A 14,674-nucleotide genomic window follows, 5' to 3' on the forward strand; every position below is an offset into this window, starting at 1 on the left:
ATGAAAAAAAGAACGACAGACATTATTTTTATTATTATCGGTGCATTTCTTTTTGCGTTAGGTGTTAATTTGTTTGTTATCCCGAACGAGTTTGGTGAGGGTGGGGTAACAGGTATCACGATTATTACGTACTATTTATTTGAATGGTCACCGGGCTTAGTTAACTTAATTTTAAATGCGATTTTGTTAATAGCCGGTTATAAGTTTTTAAATAAGATTACAACAATTTATACGATTATCGCTGTAGTTACGAACTCGCTATTTCTTCATTTGACAGAAGGCTGGACGATTGCTTCGGATGAAATGCTTGTAAATGCCATTTTCGGAGGAATATTTATTGGGTGCGGGATTGGTCTTATTATTCGCGTTGGTGGAACAACTGCAGGTACTACGATTTTAGCAAGGATGACGCATAAATATTTAGGCTGGAGCATTAGCTACGGTCTACTGTTCTTCGATTTAATTGTTGCGTTTTCATCTTATTTCATCATTGGTGCAGAAAAACTGATGATAACAATTATTATGCTATATGTAGCAACGAAAGTGATGGAGTTTGTAATTGAAGGTTTAAATCCGAAGAAAGCCATTACGATTATTTCTGATAACCCGAATGAAATAGCTGGGAAGGTAACTACCTTAATGGGCAGAGGGGTTACTGTGTACTCAGGTCATGGCTATTACACGAAAACTCCAAAGGAAATTCTTTATGTTGTTATTAATAAGCAAGAAGTAGTGAAGCTAAAGCGGATTGTTCAAACTACGGATCCGGCGGCGTTCATCGCTATACACGATGTTCGTGATGTGTTCGGAGAAGGATTTGTTGATATTTCGAAGGCTTAGAAATTATTTTTGATTAAAATAATCTTAATACTAAAACGTAAGAATCTATTTTGAATAATCTTTTTTCAAAATAGATTCTTTTCTAATGGATCTATATTTATAATTAACCCCCATGCACTTTAAGCTCAATCTTTTACGTTCTAAAGAAAACTGCCGATAAAGCCCTCCAGTCTTTTCTTTAATTTTGAAATGTGAGAGTTGAATTACAATGAACTATATGTGATTGTTTAATCTATTCCCCATGAGTTTTGCCATTTGTTTCGCATCTGGATTTCCTTCATCGTACAATTTATCAATAATATTACTATAATCCCTCTCATTCCGATTTTGACTTAATTTATATGCAGCCTGGATGTCTCCTACTTTAATTTTAAACCCAACTATCCCTTTCAGTTCATTTTCTAAGAGAGTTGGGGAAAGTTTATCCCATAATATTGGATTTTCACGATGTTCTTCATATTTTTTCAACATTGTTGTTAATTCATCTATTAATTCCTGTTTATCTAAAATACTTGCTTTACCATATATATGAACGGCTTGATAATTCCATGTTGGAACTTCTTCATTTTCATACCAAGAAGAAGAGATGTAAGAGTGCGGTCCCTGAAACATTACAAGAACATCTTCGCAGGTTTCAAATGTTCTCCACTGGGGGTTCCCATAAGCCATATGTCCAGTAATAAAATAGTCATCACCTTGTTTAGTTAATCCAAAGGGCAAATGAGTTGCGATTGATTTCTCTTTTTTAGTTGTGACGATTGTTCCAAAAGAGTTTTTTTGAACAAAATCCCAAATTTCATCAACATTTGTGACTTTAAAATACTTTGGAATATACATAATAGCCCACCTTTCAAAAAAAGTTATATGAGTGTTTTGATCATTATAAGGTCAACTTGTTCGTCATCGCCCATATAAAAGGAATGAGAGCCAGCTTGTACAAAACCTAATTTCTTATAAAAAGCAATAGCATTTTCATTTTTCTCCCATACGCCTAGCCAAATATTCTTTTTATTATGTTCTATTGCAATTTCAATAGCATTATTTAGTAGATATTTACCAAGACCATGTTTTTGAAAGGAGCTCTTTATATAAATTCTCTCTACTTCAAGTGATTCATTTCCCATTTCTTCAGACTGAGCATCATCAATATTGACCTTTAAATATCCAGCAATTTCATCGTTAAAGTAGACAAAAAAGAATTGAGAAGAGATATTGGATAATTCTTTTTCTAATTGTTTTAAGTTAAATGCCTTTTCCAAATAGTGATTCATACTTTCGGGTGAATTCTGATGTTTAAAAGTCTCATTAAATGTTTCATAACTAATATCTTGAAGTCTGTGTATATCTTCAAGGGTGCACTTTTCTATATGTGTAGTCATTTGAATAGTTCGCTCCTTTATATAATCAATAATTTCTCTTATTTCCCTTTTTTACAAAATCCCAATCTTTTTCTATATTTTTTCTTACTCTTTGAAGAAGATTAGAAATAGTTTCCGCTTCTGTTTCCGAAAATCCCTCTAATGCAACAGTATTTGAATAATCGTTTTCTCTTTTAATAAAAGGATAGACATTTTTCCCTTTTTCTGTTGGGAAAAGTTTTTTGATTTTCTTGTTAGATTCATCTTCTTTCTTTTCGATAAATCCATTGATTTCAAGCTTTTTGATAGCACGGGCTGCAGTTGTACGATCTACTTTTATCATCTCAGATAGCTTTTCTTGAATGATTCCTGGGTTTTCACATATTCGCACAAGGTACAAATACTGACCTTTTGTAAGCTCATATTCTTTAAATTCTATATTACTAATAGAATCTAATGCTCTTGCAATCATGCCAATTTCACGAAGAATTTCTTTCATAATGAACTCCTTATCTTTTGTTTTTATTGCAAATGCAACAATTTGAAGTTACATTTAATATAAAATATTTTTATTGTAAATGCAACAAAAATGACGATGAAGAGGTTGATTAAAATGAAGTATGTTTTTTATGTATTAGGAATTTTAATATTAACCCTTGGTATTTCTGTCACAATACAATCAGATTTTGGCACTTCACCTTTTGATGCACTTTTAGTAGGACTTTCTTTAAATGTGGGGCTTACTGTGGGAAGCTGGGAAATAATAATAGCTTTATTATTAATATGTTGTAATTCGAAATTAAAAAGACAAAGACCAGAGGTACTAGGGTTGTTAACAGCATTCATAACGGGTATTGGTATTGATGTGTGGCTATTTTTATTACGCGATTTAATTACACCTGAAATATGGTACAGTAAAATGATTTATTTTGGAATCGGATTAGTTATTACAGGATTAGGAACTGCAATATATTTACAAACAAATTTTGCTCCCATTCCAATTGACCGATTAACTTTAATCATACAAGAATTAACTAGAACGAATATTTTTATAGCACGAACATTTATTTACCTTATATTCTTAATAATGGCAACGATTTTACATGGACCAATTGGTGTTGGAACTATATTAACTGTTTGTTTAGGTGGGTTATTACTGAATTTCTTTATACCACTTACTAAAAAAGTAATAGATCACTTATTCGTACACCAGAGTACGTCATCAAGTTATAAGAAAAATAAAGCAGCTGACCATAATGATAACAAAAGTATCTTCTAAGGAATCCTTTTCTTTAAATTACTTATACATTTGAAGACTGACTGTTTTTGAAACCTTCTTCAATCCACCAAGAACTTATAAATTCTGTTTTTCTTTTTCTTGCAAAAAATCCAATTGTTTCTTAAGGTAAGGATGTAGAAGGATGAACGAGAGAGGGTTTAATGAAGATGATACATATTTTATTAGCTGATGATGATAAACATATTAGAGAGTTATTGCATTATCATTTACAAAAAGAGGGGTTTAAAGTTTTTGAGGCTGAAGATGGAAAGATAGCGCAAGAAGTATTAGAGAAGGAAAATATTCATCTTGCGATTGTAGACATTATGATGCCGTTTGTTGATGGTTATACGTTATGTGAAGAAATTCGTAAGTATCATGATATTCCTGTTATTTTATTAACTGCGAAAGACCAGTTAGTGGATAAAGAAAAAGGATTCATTTCTGGTACAGACGATTATATCGTAAAACCATTTGAGCCAGCTGAAGTCATTTTCCGTATGAAAGCATTACTTCGTCGTTATCAAATGCTGAGTGCTGATATTATTACGTTGCACGGTACAACAATTGACCGAAAAGGCTTTGAAGTGAAGTGTAACGGACAAACGATTTTGCTTCCACTGAAGGAATTTGAATTGTTATCGCAACTGGCTAGTTATCCTGGAAGAACATTTTCAAGGGAAGAATTAATTGAATTAGTATGGGGAATGGATTTTGAAGGGGATGAACGAACGGTTGACGTTCATGTAAAGCGATTAAGAGATCGTTTTTCAAAACGAACGGATGATTTTCAAATTACAACGGTGCGCGGCCTCGGGTATAAGTTGGAGCTGAAATAAGATGAAATCACTATATTCTAGATTTGTATTTATGACGGTCGGCATTATGCTACTTAGTAGTATTATAGGCTTTTTATTAACGAACGTATATTATCAAGTGAAGTTAAAACCGTATAATAGTGAAAAGATTTTAAAGTATGCTGAAGAAGTAAAATCGTTATATGAAAAGCAAAGTGAAGAAAATCAAGAGGCATACTTACGGTCTATTGCGAAGCTAGGATATGAAATTTATATTGTCGATGATCAAAAGAATGGAAAGCGTATCGGAAATGCATTTCGTAAGACGACAATAAGTGATGATACCGTTCATAAAGTATTGCAGGGGGAGACATTTAATGGTGTTTCTACTTATCCAACGCGCCTTTTCATTACAGGATTTTTCGATAATGAATTAATTAATAGCGTCGGTGTCCCGGTAAAACACGGTGATAAACAGTACGCTTTATTCATTCGCCCTGACATTCAGCAACAATTTGGCGAGATGCGAATTTTCTTAGCGGTATTACTTGGGTTTATCGTTTTACTAACTATTATTTTTATAGCGATTGCAGCAGGTTACATCGTTCGTCCCATTCGTAAATTTACGAAGGCTACGCAAAAAATTGCGAGTGGGGAATATGAAATTGAATTAGACGTAAAACGAAAAGATGAAATAGGAACGTTATCTACAAGCTTCCAAAAGATGACGAAGAGTATTAAAGAACTAGATGAAATGAGACAAGAATTCGTTTCGAACGTTTCACATGAATTTCAGTCGCCACTTTCTTCCATACAAGGTTTTTCAAAGACGTTGCAAACAGAAAAGATGAGTGAGGAAGAAAGAAATCATTACTTACAAATTATTGAGGGTGAAAGTAAGCGAATGTCTAGTTTATGTAAACAGTTACTTACGCTCGCTTCATTAGATAAAGAGGAAAAGGTTCTACAAATAAGAGAATTCAATCTACAGAAGCAAATTAAAGACGTCATTTTTATGCTTGAGTGGAAATGGCGGGAAAAAGATATCGCCGTTGAATTTGATGTGCCAGATATCACTATAAAAGGTGATGAAAACTTACTTCATCAAGTATGGAGTAACATTTTCACGAATAGCATTAAGTTTTCAAACGATGGTGGGACGATTGAGTTTTTCGTCGAAGAGTTAGAGTCTAGTGTCATTATCTCTATATCTGATAACGGAATTGGTATGGAAAAAGAAGAGATGGACCGTATATTTGATCGTTTTTACAAAGTAGATACGGCAAGAGCGAGAAACGTAGAAGGTAGTGGTTTAGGATTATCGATTGTGCAGAAGATTGTGGAACTGCATAACGGAGACGTTTCAGTGTATAGCACGAAAGGGGAAGGGACTACTGTTCGGGTGGAGCTTCCGAAATAGATGGAAGAGGCTGTTTGGAAACGGCCTCTTCTTTTTTTGGGCGCTAGTATACGTGTAAAGTGAAAGAATGGGAGTCATTTTAATTACATAATTGGACCGATTTGTGGCATAAGATTAGCAGGAAGTTTATTTAAAAATGTAGAATCTCTACAGAGTTATAAGGATTGTATTAAAACTTGAACCGTGTAGGGAGGAAATTAATTTGAAACGAACTGACTTGTTATTAAACGCACTAGATTCAACATTCGATAAAGAGAGTTGGTATGCACCGTTTAAACATGCTATAGAAGGACTTACAGCCGAACAGGCTATGTGGAAACCATCTGGTGAGGAAACGAATACCATTTGGGAGAACGTTAATCATCTCATTTATTACAAAGAGAGGCTTGCTGCAAACTTGGAAGGTCATGGATGGGCACATAACCTTGACGGTAATGACACTTTTTATCTTACTAAGCAATCTAATGATGACACGGAATGGAAGGAAGTCGTTGAACGTTCTGAAAATGCTCAGCGTAATTTAAGACAGGTATTGAGCGTGATTTCTGAAAAAGAGCTTGAACAAAATTCACTTGAAGAGAAATTACTGGACATCATGCTTCATGATGCTTACCATACAGGCCAAATTATTCAATTAAGGAAAATGCAGGGGGCATGGCCAGCAAAGCGTTAACGGAACGTATTAGTTATTCCATTAAAGGGTGCTATTTTGCATCAAAAAGTAAACAAGCATAACTTCGTTCGAAATTTCGAATAGGGTTATGCTTGTTTGAGCTTTGTAACAGAAAGAAAATATTTTCTTTCTGTTACAAAGCAGTACCTTTCACCTGTTCTTCCTTAAACCGAAGCTCAAAAGTATCCGCCGTAATTTCATCAGCTTTCGGCAAAGCCCGTAATTTTGGATGAAGCAGCCATACGAGGGAGATGAATAAAATCCCGATGCTAGCGAGCGCAAAAATGATTTGGCTACTATATACATTCGCAGTGTATCCGCCAATTAAAGAACCGAACGGCATAGCAATTGTGCCCATACTCCGTGTGACTGAATTGATACGCCCAAGATATTGGTTTGGAATTACAATTTGACCAATAGTCGCAAATAATATGTTGGTCGCACCAATTGGTATCCAAGCTAAGCCGAATAAAAAAATAGATAACCATTGAAACGGTACAACCGTAGAGAGAAACCAAAAGAAAGCACCAGTGGCAAAGCTAATAATGGAGACACGGCCAACATTATATTTACCAACCGATGAACTGAATAGTGCTCCAATTAAACAACCGGCGGATATAGCGGCTAAAAAGAAACCATATAATTTCACACCGCCTAAAGAATCAGCGAAAGAAGGGAGTATTGCCATCGTCATACCGATTGAAAAATTAGTGACAACGGAACCGATTAAGAAGACACCCATCAATGAACGAAAGACGATTGAAAAGCCTTCTTTTAAATCAGAGAAATATTGCTTTGTTGAAAGTGTTGTGTCTGCTTCAGTTTGTTTTGGCATTTTTAATGAAAAGAACAAAAGGGCAGTAATCGCGAATGTAAAGGAGTCGATCACATATAAAGTAATTGCGCCAAATAGTGCTACTAATATTCCAGAAAGAGTCGTACAAATTAAATCAATGCCTTGATATGCAAATGAAAAGAGTGAGTTTCCTTTTAATAATTGTGTTTTATGCAGTAGAAGTGGTAAAGCTTTCGATTGTGCGGGATAGGCGAATTGTTCGATAAAAGCTACGATGGGCATGATGATGAGTAGTAGGTGGACTGTTAGTAGATCGAAGTAGTGTGTAATTGGAATGATTAAAATAAGAATGCATTGCAAAACTTGTGTGATGACGAGGGTGTTTTTTATTGACCATCTATCGACGAATGGACCAGTAAGAAATTGTAATGCAGAAGGTAATAACGTAAGGGAACCAGCCAATCCAGAATAAAAAGGATTACCACTTAATTTGTATACGAGCCACATTGCTGCTACATAATACAAGCTATCTCCTATGTTTGTAAAAATTCTCCCTAAAAATAATAAGAGGAAATTCCGGTTTTTTAATATGTCCACTTTATCTACTCCTTTATAATAATTTTATTCGGTAAAATAAAATTGACCGTCTCGGTAAAAAAAATCGTATTACGATTTTTCTTCTTTTTTAATAAATTGCTGCATTGTTCTCTCGGCGATTTGAAGTGCAGTAGTAGAAATATAATAAGGTTTGCTATTCGGATCTTTATCTGCACCTTTTGTGATTTCGTTTAATTCAGCCATTAATTCATAAAACTTTTTCACCCACACTTGAAATTGTTCTGGCGTAGCATCAAATTCCCAGCAGGATGAAACGTAATTCCACTTAGCTGGATCTTCACTTGCATTTTGTAATGTAAAAGCTTCTTCTGGTGCAGCAAGAATTTGGCTTTTCGTTCTTTCTATCATTTGTAAAAAGATTTGGCGACCTGATTCGCTTAATATTTCTAAATGAGGTAATAGATCTGCGGCAGGGGTGAAGCCTTTAGCGACAGATTGATAAAACTTTTGAACAATGCCATTCTTTTCTTCTGTATAAACAATCTCTATAAGACCATTCTTTTCTAATTCTTTTAAATGATAATGAATTTTCGCCCTTGAAATGCCGAATTTCTCAGATAGTAATTGTCCAGTATAAGGACGTTCGCATAGACGTATCATCATTTCGGCACGTAGTGGATCGCTTAATGCTTTTAGTTGGCTATAAGTGGTTAGTGTTAATACGGGCTTCAACATGATCAACTCCTTTAATAAAATTACTCGGTCAATATTATTTGACTGAATTGTATCAAGGATTCTATTTATTTTCAATACTTTCAGAAAATTTATTTTTTACTCTGTAATCTTCTGTTCATATTCCGTTCATATTTCTTTTTTATGATAAGTGCATAGAAAGAAAGAGGAAGGAGCGAGCATAATGTTTTTAGCTCTGCGTGAATTGAAACAATCAAAATTAAGATACGGATTAATTGGACTTATCATGGTTTTATTATCATTTTTAGTTCTTGTTATTTCAGGATTAGCAAATGGATTATCATATGATAATGCTTCATCGATTCAAAATATGGAGGCAAATAAGTTCGTTTTAGCAGATGATGCGGAAAATAAATTACTTCGTTCACAAATTAAGAAAGACGATGTAGATAACGTAGTAAATCAAGTGGACGAGAAAGAGGCAGTTCCATTTCGGGTGAAAGTTTCAACGTATGAAAAGAAAGATAGTTCGAAAAAGGTTGATATCGCTATTTTTTCAAGTGAACGTGATTCATTTTTAGAACCGAACATTGTAAAAGGTGAGAAATTAGGTACAGCAAATAATGAAATGGTTGCTGATGAATCAATTAAAGAAAAAGGAATCGATATTGGGGATACAATTATCGATCCTGTTTCAAAGAAAGAATTTACAATCGTTGGATTTACGAAAGATCAAATGTTTAGCCATACACCAGTCGTTTATGTAAATGAAGACGTATGGGGCGCTATTTCACAACCAAACCAAAAAGATTATAGTGCAATCGCACTTAATACAGATAAAGAAGTAAAAAATGCACACGTAATTGACAAAAAAGAAGTGCTGCAAAGTATTCCAGGGTTTAAAGAAGAGCAAGGAACATTAACAATGATCATTGCATTCTTACTTGTTATCGCTGCATTACTAATTGGTGTATTCTTCTACGTCATTACACTGCAAAAAACACAGCAATTAGGTGTATTAAAAGCAATCGGTACAAAGAACTCGTATTTAGCAAATAGCTTAGTCGTGCAGGCGTTATTCTTATCAGTCGTTGCGATGGTAATCAGTATCGTTCTTGTACAAGGGTTAGAACAAATTTTACCAGCAGGTATGCCGTTCTTATTAACAACACCGATGATTGCACAATATGCAGCAATCTTTATCGTAATTAGTATTTTAGGAACACTTATTTCGTTATACCAAGTATTAAAAGTTGATGCGCTAGAGGCAATTGGAGGCGGGATGTAATGACTTCATTATTAAAATTAGACAAAGTAAGTAAAGTGTACGGAGAAGGGAATACGGAAGTAACAGCCCTTCATCCGATATCGCTTGATGTGAAAGCCGGAGAATTTATCGGAATCGTCGGTCCTTCTGGATCAGGGAAAAGTACGTTATTATCAATCGCGGGTGCATTATTATCACCATCAAAAGGGGATATTTACATTCGTGAGCAAAATATTACACAGTTATCAGAAAAGGAAATGACAGACATTCGTTTGAAAAAAATCGGCTTCATTTTCCAGTTTGCAAATCTTGTTCCATATTTAAATGTGAAAGAACAATTGCTTTACATTGCAAAGCTGAAAAAAGAAAGTAAACAAGAATCGGAAAAGCGTGCAGATCATTTATTAGCGGCATTTGGATTAGGAGAAAGAAAGAATCATTATCCAAATCAACTATCTGGCGGGGAAAAACAAAGGGTAGCAATCGCTCGTGCGTTCATGAACAACCCAGATTTAATATTAGCGGATGAGCCAACGGCAAGCTTAGACTCAAAACGTGCACGTGAAGTTGTAGAAATGATGAAACGTGAAGTGAAAGAGAGCCAAAAAGCAGCAATTATGATTACACATGATGAAAGAATGCTTGATGTATGTGATCGTATATTGATGCTTCGAGATGGACAGTTAATATAAAAAAAGGAAACCCGTACATGTATGTGCGGGTTTCCTTTTTTTTAATGGATTTATTTAGAGAATAACGTTTTAATTTTATTACGAGTAAGTAATAAAACACCGCCTAATACAGATAGCATTCCTAGAGCCATATTGTTTGATTGCTCGCTACCAGCGTTAGGAAGTTCTTTAGCGTTATTGTTTTTAGTACCATTAGTTTGTTTAGCCTGTGATACTTCATTAATCTTATTATCAACATTTTGCTTCGTTGTATGTATCTCAGCTAATTTGTCATCAATTTTTTTCTCAGTGTGTTTAAAGTCGTTGATTTTAATATCTAAGTCTTGTTTTTTCTTTGATAAATCGTCTGAAACAGTTTGTTTTGATTGTTTAATTTCGTTAATTTTATTGATTAAATCTTGTCTAGCTTCTTGTAATGCAGCTAGTTTGTTTTTCACATCTTGTTTAGCTAGTTCTAAGTTAGCGGAAAGACTGTCTAAATTGCCTTTAATTTTCTTAAGTTCCTCTAACGTGTTACCAGTATTCGGCTTGTTTTCTTTTAACTCAGCAAGTTTGTCCTCAGCAGTTTGTTTCGCTTTCTTTAACTCAGCTAATTTTTCATCTACTTGTTTTTTTACTTCCTTAAGTTCATTAACCTTTTGATCGATGTTCTCTTTATGTTGCTTCATTTCATTCACTTTTTCATCGACAGTTTGTTTATGTTCTTTAATCTCATTCACTTTGTTATCGATATTTTGCTTATGCTCTTTTACTTCAGCAACTTTATCTTCTACTTGTTTTTTATGCTCTTTAATTTCAGCGATTTTATCTTCGGCGATTTGTTTGTCTTGCTGAAGTTTTGCATCTAACTCTTGTTTATGTTGTTTAATCTCGTTAATTTTTTCATCAGCAACTTGTTTACGTTCATGTAGTTCATTCACCTTCGTATCAACATTTTCCTTAACCTTGTTAAGTTCATTCAATGTTTGATCCACGTTTTCTTTGTGTTGCTGCAATTTCGCATCTAACTCTTGTTTATGTTGCTTAATTTCAGCTAATCGATCTCCCGTACTTTGCTGAGGAGTAGCATCATTTACTTCCGCATGAGCAGGGTTCGCGCCAGCAATCATTGCTAAAGCTAGTGTAGACGCAGCGATTGTTTGTTTTGTTTTCATATTTTTGTACCTCTTTTCTTTCATATGCATGAACTGTTTTGTGTAAAAATGAGCATATAGAAGTAGATTATCTTATTATTATATACTATGTTAGGCGCTTAGAGGAAGGATTTGCATAATAATCTATGATTATGTAATTTTTATAATCTCTTATTTGGGGGTAGGGGATAAACCTTTAGCTAGATGAACAATTTCTTCTATAGTAAAGCTTACATCTTTATTATTGCGAATAACAAACAAATAATCAGCCTCGTTTTCTACAGGATCTACCACATCATCGTGAAGTGATTCAGTTTGTTGTCGATCAAGTACTTCTTTGAAACTAGAATATCCACCTCTAAAAATATTCGTACTTCGCGTGCTTCGAGCCACTCTTTCGTAAAGTACATCATCTGGAATGTCAAAATGAACTAATATGCGTACATATTCATTCTGTGGAAATAATTCGTTTAGTAAATAGAATCTTCCGCTTTTACTGCGATTGGAATTACAAATAATAAGGTGTAAATTTGTATGTTCTTTCGCATAATCAACAATGAATTTTGAAAGACCGTGCTTTAGTATATTTGAACCTTCTGTCGGCTGTAATTTTTCATAATGTGTGTTAATAAATTCAGCTTGGTTGTCCTGGTCCATAATAAAAGAATTAGGTAACTCTTTTTCTAGCTCTTTTGCAAATGTAGTTTTTCCACTGTGTGTTTTTCCAACTGTAATGATGACTAATCTTTTCATGACGCCCTCCATTTGTATTGTTATGAACTGGAATATTCGGTGTAGATCGAAATCTTCCTGCTAGAGATTACACAAATTATTGGAGCGTTAGTAGGCTGAAAACTTGACAAAAAAACTTATTTATTCTATAATTTACCAATATAAAAATAAGGTGTATAATAGGGTTCTCCTGGCCAGGGGAACCCTATTTTTGTTGTGAAAATGAAGGAGAGTGTATGTGTGTGAAACAAGGTGAAGCAAGTGTAACGTCGTTAGTATCAGCTTTCGGAAGGGCGTATCATAGTGAATTTGATAATCCTAAAATCTTTGATGATTATGTAGCTAAAGATTTCATTTCACAAAAAGAACGTAACAATATTGAAACGAACATGGTTCAAGGGATTCACTTTTTCAATAAAGAAATTGCAGAGCAGTTTCAAGACAATCCAAAAGAAATATTAAAATGGATTACGCAAGTTCAGTTATCACCAACACCTTTAGCACGTGCCGCATATTGTGAAAGAGTATTACTACATGAAATTACATTAGGAGCGAAACAATACGTCATACTCGGTGCAGGCTTAGATACGTTCAGTTTTAGACACCGAGAATTAGAAAATAAAATAGAAATATTTGAAGTGGATCATCCTTCTACGCAGGCGTTTAAGAAGGAAAGAATAAAAGAAGTAGAACTTGAAGTTCCAAATAACCTTCATTTTGTTTCGATGGATTTCACGAAAGGATTTTCCTATGAACAGTTACGCAATGAAGGATTTGAAAATAAAAAGACGTTCTTTAGTCTATTAGGTGTAACATACTATTTAACGAAAGAGGAACTTGCTAGTTTAATAGAGTGCTTGTTTGAGATAGTTCCAGTAGGGAGTTCTATCGTTTTCGATTATCCCGATGAAAACTTATTTAAGAAAAAAGGACTGTCCAATCGAGTTGAAAATATGGTGAAAATGGCTGCGGTAGGCGGAGAACCGATGAAATCATGTTATTCTTATGCTGAAATGGAAGAACTGTTAGAGAAGGCGGGCTTACTCATTTATGAGCATTTATCACCAGAGGATATTGATGTATTATATTTTGAAGGACGAAACGATTATTTAGAAGCTTTTGAGACAGTACATTATGTACATGCGGTAAAAAGGTAGGAAATTAGTAGGCATGGGGAGGAATCTCTGTGCTTTTTTGTGGAAAACAAGAGGATAGGGTTTATTGGGAAAGATAATGATAAATATATTGCTATATAAGTTATTATATCTAAATGAACATCAGGAAGAGTTTCGGGTATATTTGTCGGAAAACATAGAATATTCAACAAAAATCCATGATTATATTATATAATGATTTTAATAAACCATATTTTAGAAATTACCCCCGATTGTGTAGAAGGTATATTTTGTTTTGATAAGCTAAAATGTTTAGCTAAAAGAACTTGTAGTGGGGCTTGCTACAAGTTTTTTATTTGTAAAATTTTTATTGGCTAAAATATGGAAAAAAGGAGGATGCAAGTTTGATAAGAAATTTAAAGAAAGCAGCACTTAATTCGTTAGATGGGAAATGGGGAGTAAGTATAGGGATATCGGCGTTATACTATTTTGTACCAACTTTAAGTGCATCAGCAATCGCTAGTTTTATATATTTAATATTTGGCTTGTTTATTGGGATAATTGGTTTGGATGTTTTCTTTATTTATTCAATGGGTGGGCAACTACAAGTAGATCTAACAGCACTAGTTTTACTTATTCTAAGTTATTTTTTTATAGGACTGATTTGTTTCTTAATTTACAGTGTCATACAAGGTATCTTTAATTATGGGTATTCTGTTTTCACCTTACGCTTAGGTAAAAATGAAGATGCTAAGGTGGACGATGTATTTGTGGGGTTTAGGAAAAATAATTTGTGTAAATCAATGAAATTAGGAGTGTTGCAGGCTGTTTTTCTATTTTTATGGAGTCTGTTATTAATTGTTCCAGGTATTATTAAATATTTTTCTTATTCAATGGCATATTATATTTTAATAGAGAATCCGGATTATACAGCAAGTGAAGCATTAAGGGAGAGTAAAAGAATAATGAAAGGACATAAGTTCAAGTTATTTGTTCTTTGGTTATCTTTTATTGGTTGGTTTTTATTAACTGCATTTATAGGCATGTTTACATTTAATCTGTCATTCATATTCATTTCCCCTTATTACAACACAACTGTCTCGCATTTTTACTTAGACTTAATTAAGAAACAAGATGCTAGAGAAGCGAAGGTAAGTATATAAAGAATATAATTAGTAAGAAAATATGTATAATGTATATTTTCTCGATTGTGGACATGCAATTAAGCATATCCCTTTTTAATGTGATATTGAAAGAAATAAAGAAGCTGCAATTGGATATGTTTTACTTATAATAATTTGGACAAGGATGTTATAACATT

At 33.8% G+C, this 14,674-nt stretch carries 16 protein-coding genes; 9 read left to right on the plus strand and 7 right to left on the minus strand.

Features of this window, described 5'->3' with window-relative positions; genetic code table 11:
* Positions 1-840, plus strand: a complete 840-nt coding sequence (locus MHI28_RS00660) for a YitT family protein (protein WP_000747488.1) — start codon at positions 1-3, stop codon at positions 838-840.
* 213 nt (positions 841-1,053) lie between these two features.
* On the opposite strand, the gene MHI28_RS00665 is transcribed toward MHI28_RS00660, so the two are convergent.
* Genes MHI28_RS00665 through MHI28_RS00675 form a run of 3 tightly spaced genes read right to left on the minus strand, consistent with a single transcriptional unit; the run spans position 1,054 to position 2,697 of the window.
* Positions 1,054-1,677 carry an FMN-binding negative transcriptional regulator gene (locus MHI28_RS00665; protein ID WP_340827550.1) on the minus strand — a complete coding sequence of 208 codons (624 nt, stop codon included), beginning with the start codon at positions 1,675-1,677 and terminating at the stop codon, positions 1,054-1,056.
* A gap of 23 nt (positions 1,678-1,700) precedes the next feature.
* Positions 1,701-2,219, minus strand: coding sequence for a GNAT family N-acetyltransferase (locus MHI28_RS00670; protein ID WP_000207056.1), 519 nt, complete (start codon positions 2,217-2,219; stop codon positions 1,701-1,703).
* Between the two features lie 25 nt (positions 2,220-2,244).
* Positions 2,245-2,697, minus strand: a complete 453-nt coding sequence (locus MHI28_RS00675; protein ID WP_000658983.1) for a MarR family winged helix-turn-helix transcriptional regulator — start codon at positions 2,695-2,697, stop codon at positions 2,245-2,247.
* 114 nt (positions 2,698-2,811) lie between these two features.
* On the opposite strand from MHI28_RS00675, the gene MHI28_RS00680 reads away from it, so the two are divergent.
* The 4 genes from MHI28_RS00680 (at position 2,812) to MHI28_RS00695 (ending at position 6,367) form a co-directional block, all read left to right on the plus strand.
* On the plus strand, positions 2,812-3,477 hold the full coding sequence (locus tag MHI28_RS00680) for a YczE/YyaS/YitT family protein (RefSeq protein ID WP_000878285.1): 666 nt from the start codon (positions 2,812-2,814) through the stop codon (positions 3,475-3,477).
* Positions 3,478-3,638: 161 nt separating this feature from the next.
* The gene (locus MHI28_RS00685) at positions 3,639-4,316 is read left to right on the plus strand and encodes a response regulator transcription factor (protein WP_000781960.1); all 678 of its coding nucleotides are present in this window, start codon (positions 3,639-3,641) and stop codon (positions 4,314-4,316) included.
* A gap of 1 nt (position 4,317) precedes the next feature.
* Positions 4,318-5,694 carry a sensor histidine kinase gene (locus tag MHI28_RS00690; RefSeq protein WP_000839511.1) on the plus strand — a complete coding sequence of 459 codons (1,377 nt, stop codon included), beginning with the start codon at positions 4,318-4,320 and terminating at the stop codon, positions 5,692-5,694.
* Positions 5,695-5,896: 202 nt separating this feature from the next.
* Entirely contained in the window at positions 5,897-6,367 is a 471-nt protein-coding gene (locus MHI28_RS00695; protein ID WP_000831311.1) for a DinB family protein, read from the plus strand.
* Positions 6,368-6,500: 133 nt separating this feature from the next.
* On the opposite strand, the gene MHI28_RS00700 is transcribed toward MHI28_RS00695, so the two are convergent.
* Complete coding sequence (locus MHI28_RS00700) at positions 6,501-7,760, minus strand: MFS transporter (RefSeq protein ID WP_000353374.1); 1,260 nt, start codon at positions 7,758-7,760, stop codon at positions 6,501-6,503.
* 69 nt (positions 7,761-7,829) lie between these two features.
* Entirely contained in the window at positions 7,830-8,453 is a 624-nt protein-coding gene (locus MHI28_RS00705; RefSeq protein ID WP_014895296.1) for an ArsR/SmtB family transcription factor, read from the minus strand.
* A gap of 184 nt (positions 8,454-8,637) precedes the next feature.
* Here MHI28_RS00705 and MHI28_RS00710 point away from each other — a divergent pair, with 184 nt between their 5' ends.
* Both MHI28_RS00710 and MHI28_RS00715 read left to right on the plus strand, forming a co-directional pair.
* Complete coding sequence (locus tag MHI28_RS00710) at positions 8,638-9,702, plus strand: ABC transporter permease (protein ID WP_000477741.1); 1,065 nt, start codon at positions 8,638-8,640, stop codon at positions 9,700-9,702.
* Positions 9,702-10,373: an ABC transporter ATP-binding protein gene (locus MHI28_RS00715; protein ID WP_000202594.1), complete on the plus strand. Its 672-nt coding sequence runs from the start codon at positions 9,702-9,704 to the stop codon at positions 10,371-10,373. Before MHI28_RS00710 ends, MHI28_RS00715 begins: the two co-directional genes overlap by 1 nt.
* A gap of 50 nt (positions 10,374-10,423) precedes the next feature.
* On the opposite strand, the gene MHI28_RS00720 is transcribed toward MHI28_RS00715, so the two are convergent.
* A complete protein-coding gene (locus MHI28_RS00720) occupies positions 10,424-11,527 on the minus strand; it encodes an LPXTG cell wall anchor domain-containing protein (protein WP_000850999.1) in 1,104 nt (367 codons plus the stop codon).
* Positions 11,528-11,677: 150 nt separating this feature from the next.
* The gene (locus tag MHI28_RS00725) at positions 11,678-12,259 is read right to left on the minus strand and encodes an ATP-binding protein (RefSeq protein ID WP_000826975.1); all 582 of its coding nucleotides are present in this window, start codon (positions 12,257-12,259) and stop codon (positions 11,678-11,680) included.
* Between the two features lie 215 nt (positions 12,260-12,474).
* Here MHI28_RS00725 and MHI28_RS00730 point away from each other — a divergent pair, with 215 nt between their 5' ends.
* Together MHI28_RS00730 and MHI28_RS00735 are read left to right on the plus strand one after the other, a co-directional pair.
* A complete protein-coding gene (locus MHI28_RS00730; RefSeq protein ID WP_000337839.1) occupies positions 12,475-13,395 on the plus strand; it encodes a class I SAM-dependent methyltransferase in 921 nt (306 codons plus the stop codon).
* Positions 13,396-13,757: 362 nt separating this feature from the next.
* The gene (locus tag MHI28_RS00735) at positions 13,758-14,516 is read left to right on the plus strand and encodes a DUF975 family protein (protein WP_000620770.1); all 759 of its coding nucleotides are present in this window, start codon (positions 13,758-13,760) and stop codon (positions 14,514-14,516) included.
* Positions 14,517-14,674 lie beyond the last annotated feature (158 nt).

This window comes from Bacillus sp. FSL K6-0268 (assembly GCF_038005425.1).
GTDB lineage: Bacteria > Bacillota > Bacilli > Bacillales > Bacillaceae_G > Bacillus_A > Bacillus_A thuringiensis_S.